This is a genomic window from Bradyrhizobium sp. WYCCWR15520, from assembly GCF_056174665.1.
In genome coordinates this window covers 208,788-235,706 of sequence record NZ_JBWBWM010000002.1, presented here as the reverse complement: position 1 = coordinate 235,706, position 26,919 = coordinate 208,788, and the positions used below count along the sequence as shown (strand labels likewise).

Annotated in this window: 23 protein-coding genes and 1 pseudogene; 13 read left to right on the top strand and 11 right to left on the bottom strand. The window is 55.9% G+C overall.

Annotation, left to right across the window (positions count from 1 at the left end):
* Positions 1-243: 243 nt before the first annotated feature.
* The 6 genes from AC0QUY_RS03065 (at position 244) to AC0QUY_RS03040 (ending at position 9,659) form a co-directional block, all read left to right on the top strand.
* On the top strand, positions 244-1,632 hold the full coding sequence (locus AC0QUY_RS03065) for an oligosaccharide flippase family protein (protein ID WP_475385700.1): 1,389 nt from the start codon (positions 244-246) through the stop codon (positions 1,630-1,632).
* Positions 1,633-1,686: 54 nt separating this feature from the next.
* Entirely contained in the window at positions 1,687-2,979 is a 1,293-nt protein-coding gene (locus tag AC0QUY_RS03060; RefSeq protein WP_475385699.1) for a glycosyltransferase family 4 protein, read from the top strand.
* Positions 2,980-3,403: 424 nt separating this feature from the next.
* Positions 3,404-5,539: a hypothetical protein gene (locus AC0QUY_RS03055; protein ID WP_475385698.1), complete on the top strand. Its 2,136-nt coding sequence runs from the start codon at positions 3,404-3,406 to the stop codon at positions 5,537-5,539.
* 533 nt (positions 5,540-6,072) lie between these two features.
* Positions 6,073-7,530, top strand: a complete 1,458-nt coding sequence (locus AC0QUY_RS03050; protein WP_475385697.1) for an FAD-dependent oxidoreductase — start codon at positions 6,073-6,075, stop codon at positions 7,528-7,530.
* 4 nt (positions 7,531-7,534) lie between these two features.
* Positions 7,535-8,683: a nodulation protein NodZ gene (locus tag AC0QUY_RS03045; RefSeq protein WP_475385696.1), complete on the top strand. Its 1,149-nt coding sequence runs from the start codon at positions 7,535-7,537 to the stop codon at positions 8,681-8,683.
* 160 nt (positions 8,684-8,843) lie between these two features.
* Positions 8,844-9,659, top strand: coding sequence for an FkbM family methyltransferase (locus AC0QUY_RS03040; protein ID WP_475385695.1), 816 nt, complete (start codon positions 8,844-8,846; stop codon positions 9,657-9,659).
* Between the two features lie 410 nt (positions 9,660-10,069).
* Here the strand turns inward: AC0QUY_RS03040 and AC0QUY_RS03035 are convergent, their stop codons facing one another.
* From AC0QUY_RS03035 to AC0QUY_RS03025, 3 genes are all read right to left on the bottom strand, one after another.
* Entirely contained in the window at positions 10,070-10,909 is an 840-nt protein-coding gene (locus AC0QUY_RS03035; RefSeq protein WP_475385694.1) for an FkbM family methyltransferase, read from the bottom strand.
* A gap of 104 nt (positions 10,910-11,013) precedes the next feature.
* Positions 11,014-11,988 (bottom strand): glycosyltransferase family 2 protein, encoded by a 975-nt coding sequence (locus AC0QUY_RS03030; protein WP_475385693.1) that lies wholly within the window; start codon positions 11,986-11,988, stop codon positions 11,014-11,016.
* 210 nt (positions 11,989-12,198) lie between these two features.
* Complete coding sequence (locus tag AC0QUY_RS03025) at positions 12,199-12,798, bottom strand: serine acetyltransferase (RefSeq protein WP_475385692.1); 600 nt, start codon at positions 12,796-12,798, stop codon at positions 12,199-12,201.
* Between the two features lie 323 nt (positions 12,799-13,121).
* Here AC0QUY_RS03025 and AC0QUY_RS03020 point away from each other — a divergent pair, with 323 nt between their 5' ends.
* Entirely contained in the window at positions 13,122-14,171 is a 1,050-nt protein-coding gene (locus AC0QUY_RS03020) for a WecB/TagA/CpsF family glycosyltransferase (protein WP_475385691.1), read from the top strand.
* A 65-nt stretch (positions 14,172-14,236) separates the two neighbouring features.
* A pseudogene (locus AC0QUY_RS03015) lies at positions 14,237-14,767 on the top strand (tetratricopeptide repeat protein); the annotation flags it as partial.
* A 45-nt stretch (positions 14,768-14,812) separates the two neighbouring features.
* On the opposite strand, the gene AC0QUY_RS03010 reads toward AC0QUY_RS03015, so the two are convergent.
* Entirely contained in the window at positions 14,813-15,286 is a 474-nt protein-coding gene (locus AC0QUY_RS03010; protein ID WP_475385809.1) for a hypothetical protein, read from the bottom strand.
* Here AC0QUY_RS03010 and AC0QUY_RS03005 point away from each other — a divergent pair.
* Positions 15,212-16,624 carry a tetratricopeptide repeat protein gene (locus AC0QUY_RS03005; protein WP_475385802.1) on the top strand — a complete coding sequence of 471 codons (1,413 nt, stop codon included), beginning with the start codon at positions 15,212-15,214 and terminating at the stop codon, positions 16,622-16,624. The genes AC0QUY_RS03010 and AC0QUY_RS03005 overlap by 75 nt on opposite strands.
* Before the next feature lie 7 nt (positions 16,625-16,631).
* Here the strand turns inward: AC0QUY_RS03005 and AC0QUY_RS03000 are convergent, their stop codons facing one another.
* The 3 genes from AC0QUY_RS03000 to AC0QUY_RS02990 form a co-directional block, all read right to left on the bottom strand.
* Positions 16,632-17,900, bottom strand: coding sequence for a hypothetical protein (locus AC0QUY_RS03000; protein WP_475385690.1), 1,269 nt, complete (start codon positions 17,898-17,900; stop codon positions 16,632-16,634).
* On the bottom strand, positions 17,893-18,477 hold the full coding sequence (locus AC0QUY_RS02995; protein ID WP_475385689.1) for a polysaccharide biosynthesis/export family protein: 585 nt from the start codon (positions 18,475-18,477) through the stop codon (positions 17,893-17,895). Before AC0QUY_RS02995 ends, AC0QUY_RS03000 begins: the two co-directional genes overlap by 8 nt.
* Before the next feature lie 124 nt (positions 18,478-18,601).
* Positions 18,602-19,438: an ExeA family protein gene (locus AC0QUY_RS02990; RefSeq protein ID WP_475385688.1), complete on the bottom strand. Its 837-nt coding sequence runs from the start codon at positions 19,436-19,438 to the stop codon at positions 18,602-18,604.
* A 269-nt stretch (positions 19,439-19,707) separates the two neighbouring features.
* Between AC0QUY_RS02990 and AC0QUY_RS02985 the strand changes: the two genes are divergently transcribed.
* Both AC0QUY_RS02985 and AC0QUY_RS02980 read left to right on the top strand, forming a co-directional pair.
* Positions 19,708-21,054, top strand: coding sequence for a GumC domain-containing protein (locus AC0QUY_RS02985; protein ID WP_475385687.1), 1,347 nt, complete (start codon positions 19,708-19,710; stop codon positions 21,052-21,054).
* A gap of 16 nt (positions 21,055-21,070) precedes the next feature.
* A complete protein-coding gene (locus tag AC0QUY_RS02980; RefSeq protein ID WP_475385686.1) occupies positions 21,071-21,886 on the top strand; it encodes a CpsD/CapB family tyrosine-protein kinase in 816 nt (271 codons plus the stop codon).
* Between the two features lie 65 nt (positions 21,887-21,951).
* On the opposite strand, the gene fcl is transcribed toward AC0QUY_RS02980, so the two are convergent.
* The 4 genes from fcl to epsI all read right to left on the bottom strand — a co-directional run bounded on the left by fcl (position 21,952) and on the right by epsI (position 25,482).
* On the bottom strand, positions 21,952-22,899 hold the full coding sequence (gene fcl / locus AC0QUY_RS02975; RefSeq protein WP_475385685.1) for a GDP-L-fucose synthase: 948 nt from the start codon (positions 22,897-22,899) through the stop codon (positions 21,952-21,954).
* A complete protein-coding gene (gmd, locus tag AC0QUY_RS02970) occupies positions 22,880-23,965 on the bottom strand; it encodes a GDP-mannose 4,6-dehydratase (protein WP_475385684.1) in 1,086 nt (361 codons plus the stop codon). The genes fcl and gmd overlap by 20 nt, the downstream gene beginning before the upstream one ends.
* A 69-nt stretch (positions 23,966-24,034) precedes the next feature.
* Positions 24,035-24,739 (bottom strand): serine protease family protein, encoded by a 705-nt coding sequence (locus AC0QUY_RS02965; protein ID WP_475385683.1) that lies wholly within the window; start codon positions 24,737-24,739, stop codon positions 24,035-24,037.
* A gap of 32 nt (positions 24,740-24,771) precedes the next feature.
* Positions 24,772-25,482 (bottom strand): exosortase-associated protein EpsI, V-type, encoded by a 711-nt coding sequence (epsI, locus tag AC0QUY_RS02960; protein WP_475385682.1) that lies wholly within the window; start codon positions 25,480-25,482, stop codon positions 24,772-24,774.
* 252 nt (positions 25,483-25,734) lie between these two features.
* On the opposite strand from epsI, the gene AC0QUY_RS02955 reads away from it, so the two are divergent.
* Together AC0QUY_RS02955 and AC0QUY_RS02950 are read left to right on the top strand one after the other, a co-directional pair.
* Positions 25,735-26,598 (top strand): hypothetical protein, encoded by an 864-nt coding sequence (locus AC0QUY_RS02955; RefSeq protein ID WP_475385681.1) that lies wholly within the window; start codon positions 25,735-25,737, stop codon positions 26,596-26,598.
* 53 nt (positions 26,599-26,651) lie between these two features.
* Entirely contained in the window at positions 26,652-26,873 is a 222-nt protein-coding gene (locus AC0QUY_RS02950; protein WP_475385680.1) for an XrtV sorting system accessory protein, read from the top strand.
* Positions 26,874-26,919 lie beyond the last annotated feature (46 nt).

The following is a 26,919-nucleotide window of genomic DNA, read 5'->3' as shown; positions in this document are numbered from 1 at the left end:
ACTGAAAGCTCCCGAAGTGCTACGAGCGATCAATCGTCCTGCTCGAACGAGAATTAACCACGAGCCTGCTGGCTACTAGCAATTTTGGCATTTTTTATCCATTTACGTAGGCGCAAGCGCTCGACAAGTTGGCATTCCGGTCAAATGATCCGTCCACCTTACGTCGAACAGGAATTCAATGTTACGACGATTTAGACAATCGGCCTTTGAGTTGCCCGGCTTCGCACACTGGGGTGGCTTCGGATGAACGTGGTGTCGCTCGACCAATCTGAAGCTGCAGCACAGTCTTTCAAGTCCCGGGTGTTGGGCGCCGGAAGCTGGACTTTGGTGGGACATTGTCTGGCGCTTGTTTTGCGGCTGATCGGAACGCTGATTTTAAGCCGGATTTTTTATCCTGAAGTGTTCGGCATCTTGGCGGTGATCGCTGCGGTACAGATCATCATAACGTTGCTCACGGACATCGGCCTCAGGCAGGCGGTTGTTCAAAGCGGGAACGGCTCCAATCGAGAATTCCTGAATACCGCATGGACGGTTCAAATTCTACGAGGCTTTGCCATCTGGGGCGTAGGTGGTTGTTTTGCGGCTGGCCTATCGCTCGCCGACGATCTTCACCTTTTGTCGCCAAATTCAGTTTACGGCCATCAAGGACTTCCGGCTTACATCGCAGTCGCATCTTCGTCGGCGGCGATTCTTGGCTTCCAGTCGATGAAATGGATAACGGCAAGCCGGAATCTAAACTTGCGGCGGCTGATTACGATTGAGTTGGCGGTGCAGATTGTCGGACTGGCCTTTACCATCGGATTTGGTTGGTTAACCGGTTCGATCTGGTCTTACATCGCCGGATTGGTTTTTATCTCTGTCATAACGGTGCTGTTGAGCCACACCTTCCTGCAAGGACCTGCGGACCGGCTTTGCTGGGACCGCGCCACCCTCCGCGAATTGTTGGGGTTTGGCAGATGGACATTCATATCCTCGGCGCTTAGCGCGTTCGCGGTAAATGGCGACCGCTTGTTGCTGGGCGGTTGGGTAGATGCGTCGAGGCTGGGTTACTATTCACTTGCCGGCAATTTGGCTTCAGTTGCTGAGGGCTCAACGAATCAATTGTTTGGTAGCGTGGCTTTTCCGGCCCTGAGCGAAGCTGCGCGCGTCAGCCCCCGTCGCCTCATTGACGTTTGCAATCGGATGCGATGGTTCACCGACACAGCGCTGCTCTGCTTGGCCGGATTCTTGTTCGCGACGGGCGCTCTGATCATCAGGATCCTATATGATCAGCGGTATGCAGACGCGGGCTGGATGCTGGAGTATCTTTCCTTCGGCCTCGTGTTCGTTCGTTACGGTCTTTGCCAAAGTGCTTTTCTCGCTTTGGGGCGGCCCGAATACATCACCGTCCTTAACATTACCAAGTTGGTGTCACTTTTTACGTTCATGCCAGTTCTCTACTATTCATTTGGTTTGCGCGGTGCTGTCATAGGCTTCTCAATCCATATGCTTCCCACCACGTTATGGATTTTCTACTTCAATGCAAAACACGAGCTCAATAATCCTCGCATCGAAATAGCAGCGCTCGGTGCCTGGATCGCTGGGTGGCTAGGTGGGCTCGGCTTTGTAAGGCTGGCGGCCGCCTGCTGCTGAGAGTCCATCAAGCCGGCAGCAGCCTAATCATCTGAAGTCAAGCGGGAGTGTGAATTGAGGAATCAGGCGAAGGTGAATCCAGAGAGGAAGTTGCGGGTCCTGCTGATTGCGGAGGCTGCAAACCCTGAGTGGACTAGCGTTCCGCTCATCGGCTGGAACCTCTCGCGCGCGCTGTCAAAACATGCAGACGTTCATCTGGTTACTCAAATTCGCAATAGGGATGCCTTGCTGCGCCATGGATTGATCGAGGGCCAGGACTTCACCGCAATCGATAATGAATACATAGCATCACGGCTGATTACACTTGCAGCCAAATTGCGCGGCGGAGTGGGCAAGGGATGGACTACGATTTCCGCCTTTTCAGTATTCTCCTATTACTCGTTCGAACAAGAATTGTGGAAGCTCTTTGAGAAGCAACTGGTCGCGAGAGAGTTTGATTTAGTTCACCGGATCACGCCGCTCAGCCCGACCAGCCCCAGCCTGATCGCAAATCGTCTGGCTCGTCTCAATATTCCTTTTGTTCTTGGTCCATTGAACGGAGGAGTACCATGGCCGAAAGGCTTTACGCATCGGCAACATGCCGAGCACGAGTGGCTGTCTCACGTCAGGGGTTTGTATAAGCTAATGCCGGGCTACCGATCAACGCGTCAAAATTGCTCCGCGATCATCGTCGGTTCGAAGTTTACTCAGCAGGAAATGCCCCGTTGGGCGCGTGAAAAGTGTATTTACATTCCCGAGAACGCTGTCGATCTGGAGCTTTTCAATAGCCCCAGAATTTCGCAGAAGGCGTCGCCAATCCAGGCAGCATTTGTAGGACGGCTAGTGCCATACAAAGGAGCCGATATTGCCATTGAAGCTGCCGTGGAGTTTTTGCGCGCGGGCTCCTTGCAACTGCAGATCATCGGTGACGGACCACAAAAGGATTTCTTGATCGCAAAAGTGAAGAAGCTGGGCGTCGAAAGAAGTGTTCAATTTCACGGGTGGCTGTCTCAGCAAGAAGTGCAGAAGAGGCTGAGCGCCTGTGATTTTCTGGTGTTTCCCAGTATTAGAGAATTTGGGGGAGGTGTGGTCCTCGAAGCAATGGCACTCGGCGTTACGCCGGTCGTTGCCGACTACGGAGGGCCCTCTGAGCTGGTTGATGAGGCAACTGGTATTCGAGTTCCTTTCGTTGATGAAATTAGCCTGGTGGAGGGATTTAGAGGCGCGATGCGAGCGATCATCAGTGCTCCGGATACCCTCAATCGATTGGGATCCGCTGCCAGACAGAAGGTTATCAAGGAATTTACCTGGGAGGCAAAGGCAAGAGAGATCAGCTCCATCTATCATTCCGTCGTTTCTAAATTTTAGCTACCGTTCGCTGCGAACTACTAAAGGTGGGGTTACGACCCTTAGCGCAAGATTTACTGTCTTGAGGCGCTTGCTTGAATGCTGGCATTTCGCCGCCGTGAAATTGAATGTAAATGGTTCCTAAGCTTCTATTATCGACCGCCAAGCAGATAATTCTCGGACAGCAGCAAGAGTTGCGTTATCGTCGGAATTACTGGAAAAAATCGGACCTTCATATATCATTTCCTCGGGTTATTTTACTGCACGATAACGGTGTTCCAACCGGGTTCCATTTAATCAACCACTTGGAAAGGTAAGCCATACAGGATTGGCCGAGTCCGCCAGAGTTAAGGGATCTATGACCTCCTTTGGACAGTCAGCGGCGCGACCGAGCGCGTGCTTTCAGTAGTGGATTTGAACCAACCAACGTGAAGCGAGGTTACCTGTGAATATTTCTCGACGGCACTTTTTGGCTTCAGCATCGGCGGCTGGCATCCTTTCTTCCTCTGGAGCGCTGGCGCTGACGCGTCCGTTGGTAGCGCCGGTGGTTCCTACTGGAAGGAAGAATCTCGTAATAGGAGCGGCCGTGGAGCCCGGGATTTTCAAAAACCTGGCGCTTACTTTGGGGAGTCTTCAATCGACGCCAGGCTATGCCTATCCGGCCATTCTCGACGTTAACGGTTACCCGACCGCTACTCCGACCAATAACGTCTACGGAACGGTAAAATTTCCATCCAACTTCACCGTTTCTGACCAAATGGTGTTGAAGTGGAATGGTACGGGGACCATTCAGCTTGGTCGAGGTTCACCTGGCTTCTCTATTGTATCTGGTGGAAATTTTGTCGCGGGCGGCACTGGCTTCAATTTGAAGGTCGTGGGAACCAACCCGCGCGTGGTGTTTACGTTCGTGTCTTCCGTTCCTGGCTCGGTTTCTTTCTCGTTTGTAGCGGGAGAGAAATTCTCCGGGATGTCAAACGTCGTGCTGTGTAAGCTCTCGGACGAGTTAGCGATCGATCGCGGAACGACACCTGAAGAGATGTTCGCTGACGATTACATCAGTACCTATCAGCAACTGGCTCCCAGCATAGTGCGTCCCATGGGGTGGACAAACCCGAACTTCGGAAACGTTTCTCAGCTAAGATACGTCGCTCCATGGCGGACTAGCATCAACATCAGCAGCCAACGATGGGTACCAGGCGCTTGGGCGGGATCAACGTCAGGGATCAATGAGTACACCTGCTCAGCTCCTCCGGATGCAGCCAAGACGTATGTCGATGGAGAGATGATCCACCTTCAGTTCGCGCAAGCTAACACGGCTACGAATGTTACGATCAATTCCGGGGCTAGGGGCCCTGTGCGGCTACTGTTGGGAACAGGTGGAGCCACTGGCCAGCCTATGCCCATTGGGAAAATTACCGCCAACTCGCTTGCAACCTTGACCTATGACGCGGTTCTCAAAGCGTTCATGTGGCAGCCCGATGGCCAAACGCCCTGTATCCCCTATGAGTTGCAGATCGCTTTTGCCAACAGGGTGAATGCCAATTATTGGTGCAATTTTTCAGGATATATGGATGACGCTTCAGTAAAGTCCCTCACGGCAATGGTACGCGATAATCTTCGCTTGGGAGCAAGCGCATATTTTGAATACGGAAACGAGATCTGGAACAACGGATTTCCTGCAACTAGATGGGCATTTGCGAAAGGAGCGGCGCTCGGTTTCCCTGCCGACAATAATCGACAAGCCTACGGCTGGTACGGACTGCGCGTTCGGCAAATTATGGGGATTGTCACTTCGACCTGGTCGCCCCGCTCCCTTGCTGAACTAAAGCGGGTGATGGCATTTCAGGCGTTTGGCCCGACCGCGGGCACAAGCCTTTATAGGATGCAAGGTGCCGATCTGAATGGGGCTTCATATCCAGTCTATGCCAAGACTGGTTACCCCAATTACAACGTTGCGCCCAATCGGCCAATTGATTATTGCGACGTGCTGTCTTACGCGACGTACTACTCCGGCGCGCAGTGCACTAATTTTGACGTAAATTATGTGTCGAATGGTGCAACGAATATTGCGGGTCTGCTCGCTGCGGCCGACGATTATGCGAGTGCTGTGCCATCGAAAATGGCGTCGGCGTTAGCGTTTCTGGACAACGACATTCGGGCTGGAACGCTGAGTAATGGGACCAAGGGTGCGCAGACCTTGCTCGCCCTGAACAGCGGAGCTAACGGGAAGGGGATTTATCCAGCTTGGGAAGCCGTCGCCACAACCTTTAATAAATTTGTCGAGTGTTATGAAGGCGGCCATGAAAGCTGGTACCCTTCAATACAAACCTGCACGACCTTGGGGATTTCGTCTTCGTATGGTGGGCCGTCGGGCAAGATAGCTAACCTCCTCACCGCTTATAAGATGAGCCCGGCATTTGGTCTTCTCGTACAGGATCAGTTATCTCAGTTCATGATCCAACCACATTCACGAAGTGCTTCGTGGCTATTGATTCCTGGATTGAATCAGTGGGGACTGAGCACTGGCGATAACTATGCGCCTAAATTCAAGTCGTGGGACGCACTTCTTCAAACCAAGTAGATGAGCGTAATACGGCAGCATTCCACTTCTCTGCTGCCGTGTAATGTGGGAGTCGGTCAGCTAACGGAAACGCGCGATATGCGGGCCTTGGATTGCCGGAATTGCAATTTTGCAGGTGAAGTCCAGCCTTCGCAATCGAGAGCATTAACGATAATCGGCTCAAGAAATCCCTCGACTGATGGAATCTTGCGTTGAAGTTGTTCGACAGGGTAATATGACGGGATCATACGTAGGTAACCATGTCCCCGTTTAAACCCCGGCGCCTTCTTTTCCGCAAATGAACGAAAGGCTTCCAGATCACCCGAATGAAGTGTCGGGAGTTATTGTAATGACACCCTCTAATGTATTGGGTCAGACTCGTCGCGCGTTTATTCGAAAGCTTATTGCAGTGGGTTCCTTGGTAATGTCGGGCTCAATCCTCGCTGGATCTAAGGCGTTAGGAGAAGCTCAAAATTGCGACGAGGGATTCGTCGTTGTCAACGGTTGGGTTCTGACCGACAAGGACACTCGATATCAACAGGATTTTTCAATGCATGATTTTTGATTTTAATGAGGCGTGGACAAGAGTAGGTGCCGCTGGTCCATATGACGTCTGTATCTGCGGAACGGGGCCCGCCGGCATCACTACGGCAAGAAAACTAGCGGCAAGCGGCAAGCGGGTCCTTCTTCTTGAGGGCGGTGATCTTTCGTACAGCGAAGCATCTCAAGATCTTTACCGCGGAAGAAGCATTGGTCGGCAATATTGGCACGTTCAAAGCGGGCGGCTAAGGTATTTCGGCGGCACGTCGAATCATTGGACCGGCCGGTGTGGCGTTTTTGATCCGATCGATTTTGAAGACCGACCTTACTTTGGAATGCCTGGTTGGCCCATCTCAAGAGAGCAAGTTCTCGCGGGGCTCGACGAGGCGAAAGAAATTTTGGATATCATCGACAGTGATCTGTCTCCATACGAAGATCCGGAATTCCGATCTACAGCCTTTGTTCAGAGCGGGTATGCGCTAAGCCCGCCCACAAGGTTTGCGGAAAAGTATGAGGCCGAGCTAAGTCAATCGGAGCGCGTGGACTTTTTCTATAACGCAAATCTCGTCGACATACAGCTTAACGGCGCTCAAACATTGGTTACAGGTCTCTCGGTTCGTAATTTCGCTGGTCAGGAAACAACAGTATCGGCAGGCCGCTATGTTTTGGCGCTTGGAGCAATCGAAACTGCGCGGCTGCTGTTAAATGCCAACAAGCAGACCTTGGAAGGTGTTGGCAACCGAACCGGAATGGTCGGACGTTGTTTTATGGAGCATTTGAACGTTCCAATCGGACGGTTCTTAGTCACAGCTCCCGGCTTTTTCCGCAGGGATATCTCACTCACGCCAACCGACGCCTTCCTGCAACAAAATAGCATCGGCAACGGAATTGTTCACTTTGAGCGAAATTCATCGCCGCAAAGTTCTGGCAGGTTACGTGTACTTAAACAGTTTCTTCGCGAAACGAGTTGCCTTCATCCCAGTCTTACAAAGATCGCGCGGGAGGTAGTCGATTTTGATTGCGCCGGGGATGGCGTGGTTAGCTCTCTGATCGAACAATCTCCGAATCCATCCAGCCGCGTAAAGTTGTCGCGAGAGGTTGATAAACTGGGCTTGCGCAGCGTGGAGTTGGATTGGGAGTTCAACGATCAGGATAGGCGAACAATAAGGACTCTGGCGATGAAAGCCGCGCAAGAAATGGCGCGGCTTGATAGAGCTCGTGTGCAGTTAGCTCGCTTCATCCTTAATCAAGACCTGGAAATTGAAATTGGCGGCCACGCCCATCAGATGGGTACGGCACGGATGTCGTCAAAGCCCCAATTTGGTGTTGTCAATGAGGACTGCAGGGTACATGGGACTGAAAATCTTTATCTTATAGGAAGTTCGGTTTTTCCAACGGGCGGCGGCACGAATCCTACACTCACGATTGTCCTTCTGGCGCTGCGTTTGGCAAATCACCTAAGTTTGGGATAGGCAAATGTCCACTCGTTACGTGGTTGCGCGCCATTGCTTTGGGGGGATTGGAGACCACCTGTCATGTCTTGTAGGTGCATGGTGGCTCGCCAAACGAACAGCAAGAACGCTCGTTGTGGATTGGAGAGGATCGCGGTTCAATCCCGATCCGACCATGCACCGCAACTGTTTTTATCAATATTTCGAACCCCGTCAGAAGTTCGCGGGTGTCGACGTTGTCGCTGACGACAGCGTACAGTCACTCCTCTATCCGGCGCCCTATTGGCCTGACAAGTGGACGGCGTCGATCCTTGCCACCCCTCATCATGTAAAACATTCAGCCGGTGAGATCGCCGCGGTCAATCACATGGTGACATCTGACGAAGATCCAGCCGAGCCTACGATCGTCCTGAATCAATGGGTTGAGCCCCCGCCACCCCGTCAAGCAGTTCGCGAGTTGTTGGATGAACTACAACCCGTCGATTCCATTCGCGCCGAGGCGAAGGAGTTTTGGGATGATCATGTCGGCACTGCACCAGCAATCGCCATTCACATTCGTCACGGCAATGGAGAAAACGTTGGCGCTCGTGCCGCGTATTGGCTAGGTCCGATCGCTCTGATCCGTCAGCTCGCCATGAACGCTCGCAGTAACATGCACACGCCCGGTCTATTTGGAGCATTTTCTGACAATATGCCGCCGTCGTTGGTTGGCACACCAAGTCAAGCACGGGCCGAGCGACGTTTTTGCAGCGAAGTTGCCTCGCAATTTCGGAACCTTACCCATAGAACCGGACTCCGAGAGGCCGTCCCAATACTGTTCTGCGATGCGGCGCACGTTGTCGACGTCATGCGCGAAGCCCTCCCATCCGTCGTGGCTCGGCCCAAACAGCTCCTCGATGATGGTGCTGGCCCCTTACATCAGTTTCGTGCCGACGCCGTACAGTACGGCGAGCAGGACAGCATCAAGGGCGGAACTATTTCCGAGAGAATAACTCACGATATGTTCATAGAACTGGAGCTCATGCGAAGGTGCAGCGCCGTGTTGTATATGGACAGTGGGTTTTCGCTTCTTGCGCGTATCAATTTGGATGACGGTAGGGTGTGTCGCCTTAGGCCCAGTCTTGCTAACAGGTCCATCACGAGAATAATGTCGCGGCTATCTGCACATAGTTAGGTTTGCAAAGCGTCCGCCACATTGTTGCAGGTCAGTTACGCCTAATCGCACTCTGATCTGTCAATCCGGCGGATCCCTTTGCGTCTCGACAACGTGAAAAAAAATTCAGTACGGATAACGCGTTCAGTGTAGATGAGCCGTGCGCGTCAGAGGATCACCCATGGACTCGCTTGCTAAAATAATGAAAGATCGATTGAAGACGCTCTTATTAGCGAACAACATACGCATTGGGCGAACCACGGAGAGTCCTCGCCTGAAAGAATTTTTCAAGACAGTCAAGCCTGTCAGGACGAACCGTGATCTCATCCGCGTTGGAGGGCAGTCCGACGGGGGTTATTTGGTGCCCGATGATTTGGAAAACGTGGAAATTTGCTTCTCGCCGGGGGTCTCCGTTATAGCAGATTTTGAACAGGATCTTGTGAGCAGAGGCATCAAATGCTTCCTGGCTGACTATTCGGTCGAGGAGCCGCCTTTCAAGCATGAGCTAATTGATTTCGAGAAGAAGTATCTCGGCCCCATCGAAGATGGCGTGTTCATTACGCTGGAGAATTGGGTTAATCGAAAAGCTCCGAACAAGACTGATCTCATTCTACAAATGGATATTGAAGGTGCCGAGTACGGTGTTATCTTCGATACTAGCGTTGAAGTCTTTAAAAAATTCAGGATTTTAGTTATTGAATTTCATGGATTGGGGCAGTTATGCGACAAGGCAGGATTTGAGTTGATCAATCTCACCTTCACCAAACTTCTGAAAAACTTCGAAGTAGTTCACATCCATCCGAACAATTGCTTCCCGCCAATTAGATGTCAGGGATTTGAGATCCCGCCTATTTTGGAGTTCACGTTTCTGAGAAAAGACAGGATATCGAACAAGCAAGGCTCTACCGAGTTTCCACATCCCTTGGATAGAAAAAGCGTTCAAGCGAATGAAGATTACCCGCTTCCGAAATGTTGGTATGCGGTAACTGACAATTGAAGCCGAACCGCACTCGTCGAAAGTGCCGATGCACGAGACATGAGTAGTAGTTCGGATTAGTCGCCAAGGAAAAGCTTGGTGGGCGAGGTCCGGATGTGAGTTTGGTGCACAGAGCAGCTTGAATAAAGTGCGCCGGCGTTCTGCCTTTCAGGTCGCGGCACTGGTGAGGGCGACGCTGATCGTAACTGACCTGCCACTGAACGTTCATCCAGAAGCGGTGAGAGTCTCGGGGTTCTGCATGCCTAGTGGCGCGGGGGAGCAGCGGACGGTCGGTGAAGCTGGTGGGATTGCGTGCTGACTGTCCGCTGTGGTGAGGTGGGCGGCGTAGGCCATGGATTAGGGTTTCAGCGACGGATGAGGTCGCCGAATATTCGACTCGGAGACCCAGTCACGTCGTTGAGGTTCGGGGCCTAAAGTCCGTATAAACTACGAGCGCGGCCTGGAATTTCTCGCTTGGTAGAGACGGCGATGTAGTCGTGCGCGCGCTTGTTTTCCGTCAGTGCGAGGGACATAAGAGATTTTTCGATCCCGAATGTCTTGTATCCGATTTGCGTTAGCATCGCACTGATTTGTGGAGCATCATGGGCCGAGTCCTCAAACAAAATCGCGCGAGGATGCAACCGATCGAAATGCGAGAGACACGACTCTATGATCGTCTTTTCGTGTCCTTCTGCATCAATCTTAACTAGGTCAATTCTCGAAATCGAAGTGTGGGCGAACAGCCGGTCGGCCGATTGCGTTCGAATACGGATGGCGTCTTGACCGCCGGCGGCGACTATTCGGCCAGCGCCGTTGTTTGTTTTGCTGGTTTGAAACCATACTTCGCCGTCCGTGTCCGACAGGGCGCATGGGACAATAGTTGATCGGTCGGGAGGCAGGTTAGCGCGCAAGAGCTTAAGGACGCCCTCTTGAGGCTCCACGGCAATCGCTTTCGATCCTTGCACGTTCTTCAAAAAGCAAGCGCTTACATACCCGATGTTGGCCCCCACATCGAGTAAAACATCGTTCGGTTGTGAAAAATTGCAGAGGATCTCGATAATAGTGCGGTCGAATTCTCCGGTCAGGTAAATATGCCGTCCAATCAATTCGTTTGGATTGACGGTCATCGCGAAGCCATCCGTGGTCTGCACGGTAGCCTCGTTTGTGCGAAAATGCAGTCCACTAAAAAACTTGTCGACGATACGACCTGCACCGCGCGGAAAAGGCCAGGGGCGCAGCAATAGTTGTGGAACAAGATGTTCTTTGTTCAACGGTCAACACCTCCAAAGCTGCAAATTAGCCGACGTTGCCGCCGCCGCCAATACCCACAGGACGTTTCTCGCGAGGACGTTTCTCGCGGCCGGAATCTATTTTCTCATTTATATTCGATGATTCTAGGCTGCCTGCCATGAAGATGATCACGATAGAATTTGAGCGTCCCGACCAATTCGGGGAAACGAGCGGCGACCTGGAAAGATGAAAGCTTGATTCGATCGTCGAATTTTCCGGGATTTTTCATCGCAAGGCGGCAAAGCTGCACGGGAAAGATCAACCAAGCCATCAATCCCATCGGATAGAAAATGACTGCTGATATGACGCAGATTACGGGCACGGCGAAGCCCCATACGAGCGCGCGGCACGATTCTCGTACCCCAAAGCGTTCCGGCAACGCTCCATGCAGATAGGCGCCTTGTGCGAATGCATATCCGGCTCTCGAAGACCGCTTCCACCATTGTGAAAAATGCAGCATCGCGGCGTCGTGCAAAGCCATCTCGTCGGTGAGCCGCCAGAGCCGCCAGTTCGCCTGACGAAGCCGAACGGACAACTCTTCCTCCTCGCCGGCTATCACGTCCTCCCGATAACCGGCCACGCCCCTCAGCGCCGCGGCGCGGATCATGACATTGCCGGCAAAGGTGCGGACCTCGCCGGTGGGACGGTCCCACTCTTTGTCGCACAGCCAGTTGTAGACCGATCGATCGGGATGTCGCTCGCGGAGCCTGCCGCATACGGCGGCGGCATCGGCCTGGCGATCGAGAAATGCGATTGCGGCCTCAGGCCATCCGGCGGCAAGTTCGCAGTCGCCGTCGACGAACTGAACATAAGGCAGATCGGGAGCAATCGTCAGCAGGCGGGCAAAGCCGGCGTTGCGCGCGCGCGCCGCGGTGAAGGGGATGTTGAGATCGAGTTCGACGACATCGGCGCCCAGTTCGCGCGCCGCCTGCACCGATCCATCCGTGGAGTTGGAGTCGACGTAAACCACCGCCGCTGCGGCCCGGACGGAGTGCAGGCAGGTGATCAGCCGCTGGCCCTCATTGCGCCCGATGACGACAACGCCGAACCTTCCAGGCACTGTGCTGGCTTTGTGGCTAATGCTCTCGCTCTGCAAAGTGGAATCTCTTAACATCTCAATTCCGCGGCGGCCTGGGACGCCGGTAATTTCATCAAATTCGATCCGGAAACACGACTGGCAGTGGCAACTTGTTTGCCGGGCGGGCGTCAGCGGGCGGCAGTTCGACCGGAGCCTAGGTATCACGAACAGGGCGAAGCGAAGGCACTATTGCTAAGCGTGGTGAATTCCTCCGGGGTAGCCCCTCGCCACCCCGTATGCCGCAACGTCGGCAATCACGACGGCGTTCGCCCCGATTCGCGCATGTGCGCCGATTTTGACCGGCCCAAGGATCTTGGCGCCGGCGCCGATGTCGACATGGCCGGCAATTTCGGGAACCCCGCTGCGGCCGCGGCTGCCAAGTGTGACCTGGTGGAAAATCAGGCAGTTCACCCCGATTTTGGCGTCCGGGTGAATGACGATTCCGTTGGGGTGGGGGACCAGCAGCCCGCCGCCGATCTGGCAGGTGAGCGGTATCTCGGCCCCCGTCACCACACTCCAGAAGCGATGGCGCAAGGCGATAACCTTGCAGCAAAGCGTGCCGAAAAGGCCGCCGCGTGCCCGCCAGAACTGGTAGCGCCGGACCGTCAGAAGCAGCTTGCGGCCGGGGTCCCAGAACTGCCGCGGATGTTCCCGCGTCCAGTCGGGAACATCCGCGCTGATCTCTTTGGTCGCCTGATCCACCTGTGTGCACCTGTCCTGGAATTTAACCAAATAGCCGACAGCTCGCCGCGTTGGAAGCGCCCGGTTCTCGATGCGCGCAACCATCTCCATCGGCTACCGCGATCTCCGGGGCGTCTGCCTATCCATCCTCTTGCAATTGATATTTCATTCGGGGATGGGTATTAATCACGTATATTAAATCGATTTCACTAAGCAAGATTTTCGTAGTAGATCGCTTACTATTCGTTAATTATAGGATAGCCCACCCGCTGTGCGCCGGGCAAAGATTTGAAGTTCGTGGAGCTTTTATGTTAAATACGTTGCGCGCCCCTCCAGCCTCTTCCGACTTTGCCGATCAATCTGCGGATCCGCGATCGGCGTGCGTATCTCCAGACGACCTTTCCCGCAATATATTTGGCCTCCTCGGCATTCCCGTGGACGCGCTCGATTTTCCTTCGCTGCTGCGCGCGATGGAGCTTGCAACGAATGCCGGCTCGCCATTTCTGATTTCGACGCCCAACGTTAATTTTCTTGTCAAGAGTCAGATCAACGACACCTTCCGCGAGTCCATGCTGCTGAGCGATCTGTGTCTTGCGGACGGCATGCCGCTGATCTGGATCGCCAAACTGCTACGCATTCCGATCCATGAGAGAGTTGCCGGCAGCGATCTGTTCGGCCGGCTCAAATCAGCCAATGGGGTAGGCCGGCGCCTGCGGGTCTTCCTGTTGGGCGGAGCCGAGGGGCTGGCGGCTGCGGTCGGCGCCAGGCTGAACGCCGAGCGGGGCGGCCTGGAATGCGTCGGCGTGCTCAACCCCGGTTTCGGTACGATCGAAGAGATGAGCTCGTCGAAAATAATCGACGAAATAAATACCAGTAACGCGGATTTAATTGCAGTGTTTTTCGGTGCGGAGAAGGCCCAGGCCTGGCTGCTGCGTAACCATTGGCGGCTGAGCCCGCCCGTGCGCGCCCAGTTCGGCGCCACCATCAATTTCGAAGCCGGAGCCGTTCGGCGGGCGCCGCCAATGCTCCGCAGCACCGGTTTCGAGTGGCTATGGCGCATCAAGGAAGAACCATATCTCTGGCGGCGTTACTGGAGCGACGGGAAAGCCTTGCTCGCGATGTTGGTTACTAGCGTGCTGCCCCTGATGCTGAGTGAGCGGCGGACGCGAAACTTGAACAGGCTGTCGATCGTAAGGACCGAAGATCACGGTTCCGTGACCCTTGTTCTGTCGGGGGCAGCAGTGGCCACACACGTTGACGGCGCGATCGAACAGCTCCGCGACGCGCTCGACAGTGGCAAACGATTGATCGTCGACGTTTCGAATACGCAGTATGTCGACGCAAGGTTCTTCGGGTTGTTCCTGATGGTGCGAAAGCAATTGGCCAGCCGGGGACAGAAACTGCTGTTCACGGGCGCGTCCTCCGGCATGCGACGAATATTCCGACTGAACAGATTCGAATTCCTCCTATCACAGGAAGTGTGATAGCGGAGGCAACAGACGATTATCCGGTCGCCTTTCGGCCGCATGACACTAATCCAGGGCCAGAGATGAAGCAGCCAGTTGGTCAGACTTTTCAAGTTCGCCGCGGACTTGCACTCCTGCTCGTGACGTTCTTAGCGGGCTGCGGATCGCCCGAAGAACGTGCGCAAGGTTACTATGAGAGCGGAATGGCTCTCATTGAAAAGAAGGACGACCTCGGGGCGCGCAAGGAACTGCTGAAAGCCGTCAAGTACAAGAGCGACAAGGTCGAAGTCTGGCGGGCGCTCGCAGGCGTCGACGAGCGGACAAAGTCAACCTCACTCTTCCTGGATTTGCGCCGTATCGTCGAACTGGACCCGAGCGATCTGAATGCAAGATTAAGGCTTGCGCGAATTATGGTGAGCGGAGGAGCCGCCGAGGCCGCGCTCCGGGTCGTCGATGCTGCGAACGAGGGCGACAAGCCGAATGCGGAACTCCATGCTTTGCGGGCGATTATTCTCCTGAGAACCAACGACAATCCTGGTGCGATCCGTGAAGCCCAGCGCGCCTATGAGATCGATCCGGCAAACGTCGATGCGATCTCTTTGCTTGCGTCGAAAAAAGTCGCAGATGGCGATCTGGATGGCGCACTGAAGCTTCTGGATTCAGTCCCCGCCGGCAAGGACGAAACGCGCCTTACGCTGCAGAAGATCGATACTTATGCACGCAAGAAGGATCTGGCGACGGCGGAAGAGTTGCTGCGCAAGCTGATCGCGCAGAATCCTCAAGAGGCGACTTATCAGGCTCAGCTTCTGCAATTTCTCATTGCGCAGCGAAAATTTGTCGAGGCGGAAAAGGAGTTCCGGGCGAGGGCCGAGGCCAATCCGACCGATAGCAAGGTCGGGCTCGACCTTGTTCGCTTCTTGATCGCTACGAAAGGCGCGGATGCCGGCAGAACCGAGCTGGAAGCGCGGATCAAGGCCGCGGGCGATGACTTTGATTACCAGGTCGCATTGGCCGATCTTAACGTTGCGCAAAATCGGACGGACGACGCCGTTCAGGCTTTGCAGAAGCTGGCCAACACGGCAGCCGCCTCCGACAAGAAGCTCACCGCCCAGGTCAAGCTTGCGGAGATCCATGTCGCCAAAGGCAACAAGACGGCAGCGGAGCCCTTGATCGCGGACATTCTCTCGAAGGATCGCCGAAACGCCGGCGCGTTGCGGTTGCGGGCCGCCATGAGCATAGATAAAGGCCAGTTCGACAGTGCTATTTCCGATTTGCGCGAAGCACTCAACGATCAGCCGAAGTTGGTTGAGCTGCTGTCGTTGATGGCAGTGGCGTATGAACGCAGCGGGAAGGGTGAGTTGGCTGATCGTCAATATGCCGACGCGCTGAAATCATCCAATTTCAATCCCGATGTCGTCCTCCGGTACGTCGGATTCCTGCAGCGCAAGGGGGACGCAGCGCGCGCTGAAGAGATTCTGACGGAAGCTGCCAGCCGCAATTCCGGCAATCTCCAGATTTGGTCGGCGCTCGGGCAGGTCAAGTTAAGCCGGCAGAATTGGTCGGGAGCGTTGGCAGTCGCGGACGCTATCGGACGCGTCGAGGAAGGCCGCGTGGTTGCTGAGCAAATCCGCGCGGCAGCGCTCGCGGGCCAGAACAAGATCGAGGAAAGCATCGCAGCGCTAGAGGCCGCGCACAAGGCAGCGCCCGGTGCACCGCAGCCGGCGCTTGCGCTTGCGTCGGCCTATGTGAAACAGGGCAAGCCTGACAAGGCTTCGGCGCTGCTGCAGGTGATGAGCGACAAATTCCCGGCCAACGCCCAACTACTCGTGTTTCTTGGCCAAGCGAAACTGGCCGAAAAAAAGACCGATGAGGCGCTGCAAAGCTTCAAGAATGCAGTCGCACAGCAGCCGAAAGAGCCGGCAGGATACACCGCTTTGACCGAGTTCTACGTTCAAGGCAAGGACTATGATGCAGCGGCCAAGGCGCTCAAGGCTGGCCTCGCCGAGTTGCCTGGCAATGCAGCTTTACGCCTGTCCCTGGCAGGCTTGCAGATTTTGCGGGGGGACAACGACGCCGCAATATCTCAGTACGAAACGCTTCTGCAGGATCAGCCGAATTCAGCAGTGGCGATCAATAATCTCGCCAGCCTGCTGCTGGACAATCGGAGCGACAAGGCAAGTCTCGACCGTGCATTCGAGCTGTCGGAAAAGCTGAAGAGCTCCAACGCGCCTCAGTTCCAGGATACGTGGGGATGGGCCCAGTACAAGCGCGGCGATTTCAAGGGAGCGATCGCCACGCTCGAGGCGGCTGCCGGGGCGATGCCGAACCTTGCGGCGATCCACTATCATCTCGGCATGAGCTACGCGGCTGCGGGGCAAAATGAAAAGGCGTCCGAGAAGTTCAAGACTGCGTTTTCCCTGGAGCCGGACGGGACGCCGCTCAAGGACAGCATCCGTTCCGCGATGAAATGAACGCGGGTTAGTTGCCGGAAGGCAGTATAGTCCAGCTGTGCGTCGCGACAAACATCAGGCTGTGGGAATTCGCAGGCCCGGTGCCGGAAACCGTTGGCGTGCCGGTAACCGGATCGAGAACGGCGGTACCGGTGCTGGCAAACCGATGCTGGTAACGGTAGGTGAGCGACGCCAGCCATTCCCGGGTCAGACTGTAGCTGTAGGTCGCCGACGCTGAAGCGTAATCTGTCGTTGTGGTCGAGATCTGCCGGTTGCCGCTCGCTGAAAGTGAGAGGGTTGATCGTGAATTGATGCTGTGGCTCAGCGATGCCGTGATCGAATCCCGCTTGAACAGAGAGCCGACGACGCTCGGGCCAACCGACTGGCTGGCGATAACGGACAAGGTCGTGCTCTTCAGCATTCGATAGGTCAGGACAGCGTCGCCGATCCAGTCGGCTGCCGAGCTCGATACGGGAGTGGCAGACACCGTGCCCCCGAATGCAGAACTCGAGACGCCTCGGTCGGTCACCAGATAGGCGACGCCGGCATTGGCGCGAAAGGAAAGCACCGCCGACAAAGTGGCGTCGAACCAGGCCTGCTCACGAAAAATCTGGATCTGGGTGTTGAATGCGTTGCCATATTCGAGCAGTTCATATTCGGAGGACAGGTTGATTGCTGTGACCGAACTTAGCGAGCGACGCCAATTGCCGCGCGCAAGTGTGTCCGTAAAGGGTGTGCCGCTGCTCGATGGCTCGTAACTCGTGCGGGTGGACGTGGCGAACAGGGACACGGTGTCGATTGCGGAAATCGAGCGGTCGATTCCGCCGGTAGCCGTAAGCCGATCAATACTGCCTGACGTCGGCACTATGACGCCAAGATCGTTCAGGAGTGCGAGAGCGGTACTCTGCTGTCTCCAGCTTGCCTCGACATACTCCCGGTCGAATCTGGTCTTTTCCTGCACCTCGTATCGCGCCTTGAATCCATAGCTCAAGAATTCCGATGCGGTTCCGGCAGCGCCCGGGCCCCAATACTTCTTGTAGGTGCCGTCGCCCATGAAATTGAACTTGGTAGTCGGAGTACGCGCTTGTGCGTCAGCACTGAGCGTCGTGTAGGAACCCACCGAGCCTGCGGGGGAGGGGCGCAAGAACTGATTGCTGTTCAGTTCGACCGTTTCCGTCTCGCTGGCCTTTATCGACCAGTCGAACGCAAATGCCACGGACGGCGCCATGCCAAAGCACACCGAGACTGCTATGGCAGCTCTCTTCACGTTGCCCCCGCCGAACGTCAGGTCACTCAAACAAGCGTCGTTCCGGAACCATGATGACGTCGCCGGCCCGCAAGGTGATGTTACCTTCCAAATCGTCACCAGCTTCGTAAGCCCGGTAGTTGAACATGAAAATTGTTTCGTCACCGCCGGGACCCTTGCGTCTCACCTGGATGCGATTCTTCGCAGCAAAGGGGCCGATGCCGCCGGCAAGGGCAATCGCCTGCATCAGGGTCGTCTTCTGTCTGACGACATAAGAGCCCGGCTTGATGATCTCACCGGTGATGAAAACCTTCGGCTTGAGGTCGTCCTCGGGGATCTCCTTGGGCGCGGCTATGACGGCGACCGTAACGTCGAGGTTCTCGTCCTTGTAGTTGTTCTTCAGCTTGTTCTTGAGAACGTTTTCGAGCGCCAATGGCGTGAGGCCGCGTGCTCGGATATGGCCGGCGAGGGGAAATGCGATTTCACCGGAGGGGTCGACAACGACCGTCCGGTCAAGCTTCGGGTCCTGCAGGACCGTAATGCTCAGGCTGTCGCCTGATTTCAGGGTCTGCGCGTTTGCCCCCGGGGTCAGGAAGGCAACAAAAAGCAGTACCAGCAGGATTCGCATGTCATTCCCCCTAACCATCGGCAGAAAAGCCCGTAAACAAAGACATTTAGGCCGTCGTGAAGGGATTCTCTCCCGAAGACGCGGCCATTATTTAGCCACGGGGAAACTAATAGGATACAAGGACTTAGGGAACCCGCGAGAACTTTTTAACCGGAAAAATACTGTACTGTTGCTTGTCTGCAATAACGTCCCGCACGATGTGATCCGAAATAACCCGCTGGTCGTTGGCAAAGCCGTAGACCAGCGCCGTGTCGCACAAAACATTAATCATGCGGGGTATGCCTCCGCTTGCGGAGGCGATCTGCGAACAGGCTTCCTGGGTGAAGAGGGGACGGCGGGCGCCCACCGCCTGGAGCCGGAACGCGATATAATTGGCGACCTCCCGATCATCGAGCGGGCGCAGATGGAAATCAGAGGAAATCCGCTGTGCGAATTGATGCAGCTTCGGCGCCAGCAGGAGGTCGCGCAGCTGGGGCTGGCCAACCAAAATCAACTGCAAAATCTGGAACTTGTCCGCGTTGATATTGGAAATCATGCGCAAATGTTCGAGCGCCTCCGGCTCGAGATTCTGCGCCTCGTCGATGATCAATATGGTCCGTCTTCCGTTGGCGAATTGGCCATAAAGAAAATCTTGCAACTTCTTGAAAAGATTTGGATAATCCCCTTCGAACGATTGCCCGAGCGACATCAGGATCCATTGCAGCAATTCTTGGCGGCCCTGAGGGGAATTGGAGATCAGGCCGATGGTGATAGCCGGGCTGACCTTCTTGAGCAGATGCCTGACCAAGGTAGTCTTGCCGGAACCGATCTCACCTGTAATGACAGTGAAGCCGGCGTTGTTCATGACGCCGAACTCCAGCATCGTGAACGCCATGGAATGCATCTTGCCCCAGTAAATCAGGTCGGGGTCGGGAAGAATTGAAAAAGGTTTCTCCCGCAGCTGATAAAATGCCTCGTACATTGAACTTCCTTAGCCCGGCCACAGACCTCTTATAGCGCAATTTGCAGGATTCCCCCTGCTACTCTCGACCCATTTCTCCGATCTACGTAAACTCGCCGACGTGGCAGCCGTTGGAACCATTAAGATTGAATTTTAAAAGTCCCTTTGCTGAACAACTATTCATTAAATCCCTGCAAGATCGATGCTAAGGTCACGCGTCGGAGCGATGCGCCGATCATTCCGCGGCACTGTTAACCTTGCAGGCTCGCAAACAGACGCTCGGACGAGACATGCTGCAGAAAGTTGAATTTGAGGACGATTTCCAGCCGCTGCAAGAGGACCGCAGTCATCTGTTGCAGCCTGCCTTCTACTGGGAACTGTTCAAGCGCCGCTGGGCCTATTTTGTACTGCCATTCGTCACGATCCTAGCTGTGGGCGCCGCGGCGGCTTCGCTGTGGCCACCCACCTATCTCTCCGAGGGACGAATCCTCGTTCAGTCGCAGCAGATCCCATCCGAACTGGTCCGGCCTACGGTAACCAGCGCTGCGCAGGAGCGAATCCAGGCCATTCAGCAGCGGACGATGACGCGAGATAATCTCATCGCGATCGCCGATAAATTCAAACTGTTCCCGGACAAGCGCACGCTGATGTCGCCGACCGAGCTCGTCGCGGAAGTCAAGAAGCACACGAAAATCGCGCCGGTCGACCTCCAACTGGACTTCAAGCAGCGGACGCGCGCCTCGATGGAGAATCCCACCATCGTTTTCTCGGTCGGATTCGAATACGGCAATGCTGCGGTGGCGGCCCAGGTGGCCAACGAGTTGATGACGCGGATCCTGAACGAGGATCTTCGAGATCGAACCAGCCGCGCTACGGACACGACGAAGTTCCTGGCGCGAGAGGTGCAGAGACTTCAGGCCGAGAACTCGGCGCTTGATGTCAAGATCGCTCAGTTGCGCCTCACGCAAGGCAAGCCCGCGTCGTCAACCGGCTCTGACCAGCCGACCACGCTTACCCAACTGAAGGCTGAATTGATCCAAAAGGGCGCCCTTTATTCAGAGCGACACCCCGCGATTCAGTCCCTGAAGAAACAGATCGAAGCCCTCGAAAAGGTGGCTTCGGCACCGGCGCCTTCGAACGACGCTGCGACGGCGGCCAGTCTCGAGATCATGGTCGCCCAGCAGGAGAGTCTGCAGAAAAACCTCGATGCCGCCTCCGCAAAATTGGCCGCCGCGCGGCTCGGCGAGAACCTTGAAAGGGATCAGCAGTCCGAGAAGCTCGAAATCATCGAGCAGCCGACGGCTCCGCAAGTGCCGGTGAGGCCCAATCGGCTGAAAGTCCTTGCGATGGCGTTCGCGGCGGCGTTTTTCGGCGGAGCAGGGCTGACATTCCTGGTCGAAATCCTGGATAAGGGAATCCGCAGAAGCAATGATCTTCTGTCAGTGGTCGATGGCAGATTGATTGTCTCAATTCCCTATATCTCGACGGCAGCCGAATTACGTGCGAAGCGCCGACGGATGTTTGTTTTTCTGGGAGTGTTTGCGCTGGCTGTGATCGGACTGTTGGTCGCCGCCTACCTATTCCTTCCACCCCTTGACCTCATGATTGCCAAGGCCAGGGTCGGGCTGTTTCGATAATTTGCGGAGTCGCGCAGTGGATTCAATAAAGCAGGCTGTCGAACTCGCACGAGCTGCCGAAACAGTGTACCGTCCGGGAGCCTTGAGCGGATCTCCCCTCGCGGCTGAAGGGCCGCTGCAGCGCTCTGCCGAGTCGCCGTTCAACGAAGTCCGTCTTCGCGCCGATCATCTCGAAGCCAACCGAATAGTGGCCCACGGCACTTCCGGTCAGAGCGGCCGTTACTACGACATGTTGCGCACGCAGGTGCTGCAGGAGATGGATAAGAAGAGCTGGCAATTCCTGGCCGTGACTTCGCCCACGGCGGGGTGCGGAAAGACGGTTACCGCCTGCAATCTTGCGTTGAGTATTTCCCGGCTGCCGGAGCGGTCAGTGCTGCTCGTCGACCTCGATTTGCGCCGGCCGGCGGTTGGAAATTACCTGGGCATTAGCGGCAATGGTGGTGTTCTCGACGTACTTGAAGGACGTGCGCCGCTTTCATCATCTGTTGTGCAGGCAAGCGTCGGCCCCAACAACATACTGGTGCTGCCCGGAGGTGTCTCGTCGAATTCCTCGGAATGGATGGCTTCGCAGACGATGGGAGCGATGCTGCAGACCATCAAGCGAGACTTCCGGTCGCGTATCATCATCTTCGATCTCCCGCCGATGCTGCTCGGCGATGATGTGATTTCGATTCTGCCTCGAATAGATGCCGCGTTGCTCGTTGCGGGGATTGGAAACACGACAGTTTCCGATATCAAGGAATGCCAAAGGCATTTGCAACGAACGCCTGTTATCCGCGTCGTTGTGAATAAGTCGACCGAAACGGCCGGTTCGTATTACGGCTATTATTGATTTCAAATCCGATCGCGACTCCGAAAACGGCGTGGTTCGGTTCGATTGTGCGTCTTTCGGAATGACTATTGTTGTCTTTCGTTCAGGAACGCCTGATAGGCGAGCCGGACGCCTTCCTCGAGCCCGGTGCTGGCGCGCCAGCCGAGCTTAGCCAGCCGGCTGACATCGAGCAGTTTGCGCGGCGTGCCGTCCGGGCGCGCGGTGTCGAAACTTATCTCGCCGGTATAGCCGACCGTCGCCGCGACCACGCGAGCGAATTCGGCGATGGTGATGTCCTCGCCAGTGCCGATATTGACCAGTTCGTTGTCCGAATAGGTCTTCATCAAATGGATGCAGGCGTCGGCGAGATCGTCGACATAGAGGAATTCGCGCCGCGGCGTGCCGGTGCCCCAGACCACGACTTCCCTGGCACCGGACACCTTGGCTTCGTGGAAGCGACGGATCAGCGCGGCGACGACGTGGCTGTATTCGGGGTGATAATTGTCGCCGCTGCCGTACAGATTGGTCGGCATCACATTGATGAAGTCGGCGCCGTAGTGGGTGCGATAGGCCTCCACCATCTTGATGCCGGCGATCTTGGCAATCGCATAGGGCTCGTTGGTCGGCTCCAGCGGCCCCGTCAGCATCGAGTCCTCGCGCAGCGGCTGCGGCGCCAGTTTGGGGTAGATGCAGGACGAGCCGAGGAACATCAGTTTCTCGGCGCCATGGACGTGCGCCGCATGGATCACGTTCGAGGCGATCGCCAGATTGTCGTAGAGGAATTCGGCGCGCAGCGTGTTGTTGGCGACGATGCCGCCGACCTTGGCGGCTGCGAGAAACACCACCTGCGGACGCTTCGCGGCGAACCACTGGTTGACCGCGGCCTGATCGCGCAGATCGACCTCGCTGCGGGTCGCGGTCAAGAGTTCGACATGTTCCTGTGCCAGCCGGCGCACAAGCGCCGAGCCGACCATGCCGCGATGGCCGGCGACATAGACCGTCTTGCCCCCCAGTTCAAACGGCAGACTTGCCATTGGCGACCTCCCGCCGCGCTTCCTCGAGATCGCTCGCGACCATTTCCTTGACCAGTTGGGCAAAGGACGTCCTGGGCTTCCAGCCGAGCTTGTCCCGCGCCTTGCTGGCATCCCCGACCAGAAGATCGACTTCGGTCGGCCGGAAATAGACGGGATCGATGCGCAGGATGGTCTTGCCGGACTTGCCGTCGACGCCGGTCTCCTGGACGCGCTGGCCACGCCATTCGATGCGGCGGCCGACTTCTGCAAACGCCACCTCGACGAACTCGCGCACCGAACGGGTCTCGCCAGTCGCCAGCACGAAGTCGTCCGCCGCGTCCGCCTGCAATATTTTGTGCATGCCGTCGATATAATCCCGGGCATGGCCCCAGTCGCGCTTGGCGTCGAGGTTGCCGAGATGGAGCGTGTCTTCGAGACCGACCTCGATGCGGGCGACGCTGCGGGTGATCTTGCGGGTGACAAAGGTCTCGCCGCGGATCGGGCTCTCATGGTTGAACAGGATGCCGTTCGAGGCAAACATGCCATAGGCCTCGCGGTAATTCACCGTGATCCAGTAGCCGTACAGCTTGGCGACGCCGTAAGGCGAGCGCGGGTAGAACGGCGTGGTCTCCTTCTGTGGCACCTCCTGAACCAGACCGTAGAGCTCTGAGGTCGAGGCCTGATAGAACCGCGTCTGCTTCTCCATGCCGAGAATCCGGATAGCCTCCAGCAGCCGCAGCACGCCGATGGCGTCGGCGTTGGCGGTGTATTCCGGGCTTTCAAAGCTGACGCCGACATGGCTCTGGGCGGCGAGGTTGTAGATCTCGGTCGGCCTGATCTGCTGCATCAGCCGGATCAGGTTGGTCGAGTCGGTCATATCGCCGTAATGCAGCAGGAACGGCACGTTGCGCGAATGCGGGTCTTGGTAGAGGTGGTCGATGCGCGCGGTATTGAACGAGGACGACCGCCGCTTGATGCCGTGGACTTCATAACCAAGCCCGAGCAGATATTCGGCGAGATAGGCGCCGTCCTGTCCGGTAACGCCGGTGATCAGCGCCACGCGCCGCTTTGAATGTTCATTCGTCATGCCAGCTTCGACCCTTCCTCCAAAGCGCCGACGCGCGAGCGATCGATCGACAGGGCCAAAGAGGCGCGACTAGAGCTGCAAATGGGCGGGTAAGAAGGCCGCAATTTCTGAGGCCGGAACAAAGTATTTGGCAATATCACGTGTTTCCGTCTTTCTGGTACCAGGTCGAGAATATGATTGCGAAATTTTCCGGCTCATTATGCCGAGCAGGCATTTGCGTTTGACATCGAACACTCCCGATCCGGAATTGCCGGTGCGAGCCACATCGGCGATGACTGTGCTGAACCGGCCGCGGGTTCCGATCGGCAGCCTATCGGGCGCGAGGATGTGGGAGCGCACGGCAGATCCCGGCACAATCGTCACGACCTGTTGTCCGGGACTGGGCGGATCGGTGCAAATCGAGTTTCGCCGAAGTCGCAAGCGTGCCGGAAGAAGCTCTTCCTCGACCGACAGCAACGTGAGATCCGTTCCTTCGAAACTCCCCTCCTTGATGACGCGGGTGGGATATTCCGATCCGGCAATTGCGATTTTGGGTCGCGTCAGCCAGCTCCGGCCTGCGACATGCGCTGCCGTAATGAACAGGCCTTTTCCGAGATAGATGCCGGCCCCTGGTCCCCAGCTCTGCATCGGCGTTTGATGGATGCTCACCGCGTAGGGCAACAGCGTATCGTCAGCGCCTTGTGCGCATGCCGGCTGCCACAGCGTCATCAGAAGAAGTGCGCCATGGAATAATGGTGCGCGCAGCAGCTTCGCAGTAAGTCGAGCGAACGCCAAAAATCACCTGCCGGGGTTGCGCGCCGCGACCATCAGCTCGCGCCGGTAAAGAACCTGAGTTCTTGAGGCGGAATGGCGGCGAGAAGGTCGCGGATAAACTGGTCCTGGAGCTTAAACGATACATCTTTCGGCAGGCCGATCGTGGAGACCCTGATCAGAGCACCATCGGGAATGATTCCGCGCAAGCCATACTTCAGCCGGCTCAGCTGATGACCGACGACACCGTTGGCGATGTCGTTGCCGATCCGCAGCCAGTAAGTCACCGGCTCGAAGCGCGACTCCCTTGCCGCAATCAACCGGGCCATCTTGATCGGTTGCGCGCCATCGCGATAGCTGATCACGGCATCCGCTTTTTCCGAGATCCGGAAGCCATTGGCGGTATAGCAAATCTCCGGGCGATGGGACTTCAGCCGGTAGTTCTGCACCGGACCATACGCGACCATCAGCATGACGATATTGCCATGCCCGTCGGTATAGCCTCGACCGACTTCCTGGCTGTAGATCTTTCCTGCGAGCGGGTCCGGCTGAACGTATGCGTCCGGATCCGCTGGGCGGACCGGGCTGATTTCCGGAACGAGCTTCCAGGTTCCAAACTGACGGGGAATAACGGTTTCAAGGCTGGGGGAGGCTGATGTGCGGGCCATCAGTTGACGGGGCGCCAGCACGCTGGCAAGCACCGCGCAGCCTACGATTGCGATACATGCCAACATGATATGAATTCGAGGGTATTTCATTGAGGCCATGCAAAATCTTCAAGAGTTAATTGGATTAGCCGCGCTTGAGCATATACTCCAACGGACCTATTTGCAGTCAAAAGAAAGAGATAATTAGATCCCTTAATGAAATTAACATAAATAACGCAAAACGCAGCGAAAAAGCGTTATTGGCTCGACCCAGGGCAGCTGGCTGTTTAGTCATACCGAGATTAGGGCACGGCCAGCCTGCTGTATATGCTTCTCGACCTATTAGATGCACGGAGTTCCTCGATGAAGGGTATGTCCATCAAGATCGCCCGGCTGACTGTTTTGCTCGCCTGCGGCGCGGTCGCCTTGGCTGGTTGCGGCAAGAAGAGCGACCAGCCTGCCGCTTCCAAAGGACAGGTCGTTGCGCGTGTCGGCGAGGAAGTCGTGACAACCCAGGATCTTGAGAACGAGTTTCGTTGGGCAAACGTCCCGGCCGACAAGCAAAAAGAGCCGGAGATCGTCAAGAAAGTTCTGGGTGATCTGGTCGTTCGCAAATATTTGCTCCGCCAGGCAATGGCCGCGAAGCTCGACCGCGAGCCGAGCGTGCTGCTGGATCTTCTGAGATCACGCGAACAGGTTCTCGAGAATGCATACGTGCAGCGAGCCGCGGCAGCCAAGGCGCCCGGCAAAACCGATATCGACAGGTATATCGCCAACAACCCGGCGAAATTCGCCGGCAGAAAACTGCTCAGCGTTGAACAGATCGCATTTCCGATAGGGCCGTCCACGCAGTCCTTCGTCGAAGCGAACAAAGGGGCCAAGTCGCTCGACGAGATCGATGCAAAGCTTACTGCCGCCGGCATCCCCCACGGTCGGCAAATGGGTGCGCTGAACAGCGGCGATTTGCCGCCGGAGTTTTACGGATTGATCGAGGCTAAGAAGGCGGACGACGTATTCTTCGTTCGCTCTGGCCAGAATGGGTTGTTCTTTAAGGTCAAGGGCGAGGAGCCGCGTCCGCTCGAGGGCGAAGCCGCAGCCACTCTTGCGCGACAGTTGATGCGCGCGGACGCCGTTAAAGCCGAAGTGGGAATTGCGGCCTATTCCGCGAGCCTCGAAGCAAAATATGAAGGTGATTACGCAAAGATCATGCAGCCCGGCGATAGCAAGAAAAACTGAGCACAGGATCTGACTGCAAGCCTAAGAGTTTCTCAAAGCGATATCGATGTGAAATGACAACTTTTTTTGATGTGTTAACGGTTACCTGTTTCGTGGCCCTGGTGATCGCGTTCTTCCTGTTCACCGAGCGAGACAATCGGACGTTGTTGCACTTTATGCTGGCCGGTATCGTGTTTGCCGTTGCGAACCAGGTCGGAAATGCCGGGTCGTTCTATCTTGCGCTGATCTTGATACTTGCTGGCGCTGGGTACGCGGTTTTGATATCTCGGAGATAAGCGGCTTGTTCCTTTAATGCTGTCAGTAAACTAAGTTTTGAACCTG

Coding starts and splice junctions, on each gene's coding strand:
- epsI (WP_475385682.1), bottom strand. CDS start 25,482: ATGGCCTCAATGAAATACCCTCGAATTCATATCATGTTGGCATGTATC.
- gmd (WP_475385684.1), bottom strand. CDS start 23,965: ATGACGAATGAACATTCAAAGCGGCGCGTGGCGCTGATCACCGGCGTT.
- AC0QUY_RS03050 (WP_475385697.1), top strand. CDS start 6,073: ATGATTTTTGATTTTAATGAGGCGTGGACAAGAGTAGGTGCCGCTGGT.
- AC0QUY_RS02995 (WP_475385689.1), bottom strand. CDS start 18,477: ATGCGAATCCTGCTGGTACTGCTTTTTGTTGCCTTCCTGACCCCGGGG.
- AC0QUY_RS03025 (WP_475385692.1), bottom strand. CDS start 12,798: ATGGAGATGGTTGCGCGCATCGAGAACCGGGCGCTTCCAACGCGGCGA.
- AC0QUY_RS02950 (WP_475385680.1), top strand. CDS start 26,652: ATGACAACTTTTTTTGATGTGTTAACGGTTACCTGTTTCGTGGCCCTG.
- AC0QUY_RS03010 (WP_475385809.1), bottom strand. CDS start 15,286: ATGGATCTCCGCAAGCTTGACCTGGGCGGTGAGCTTCTTGTCGGAGGC.
- AC0QUY_RS02955 (WP_475385681.1), top strand. CDS start 25,735: ATGTCCATCAAGATCGCCCGGCTGACTGTTTTGCTCGCCTGCGGCGCG.
- AC0QUY_RS02985 (WP_475385687.1), top strand. CDS start 19,708: ATGCTGCAGAAAGTTGAATTTGAGGACGATTTCCAGCCGCTGCAAGAG.
- fcl (WP_475385685.1), bottom strand. CDS start 22,899: ATGGCAAGTCTGCCGTTTGAACTGGGGGGCAAGACGGTCTATGTCGCC.
- AC0QUY_RS02990 (WP_475385688.1), bottom strand. CDS start 19,438: ATGTACGAGGCATTTTATCAGCTGCGGGAGAAACCTTTTTCAATTCTT.
- AC0QUY_RS03065 (WP_475385700.1), top strand. CDS start 244: ATGAACGTGGTGTCGCTCGACCAATCTGAAGCTGCAGCACAGTCTTTC.
- AC0QUY_RS03040 (WP_475385695.1), top strand. CDS start 8,844: ATGGACTCGCTTGCTAAAATAATGAAAGATCGATTGAAGACGCTCTTA.
- AC0QUY_RS03045 (WP_475385696.1), top strand. CDS start 7,535: ATGTCCACTCGTTACGTGGTTGCGCGCCATTGCTTTGGGGGGATTGGA.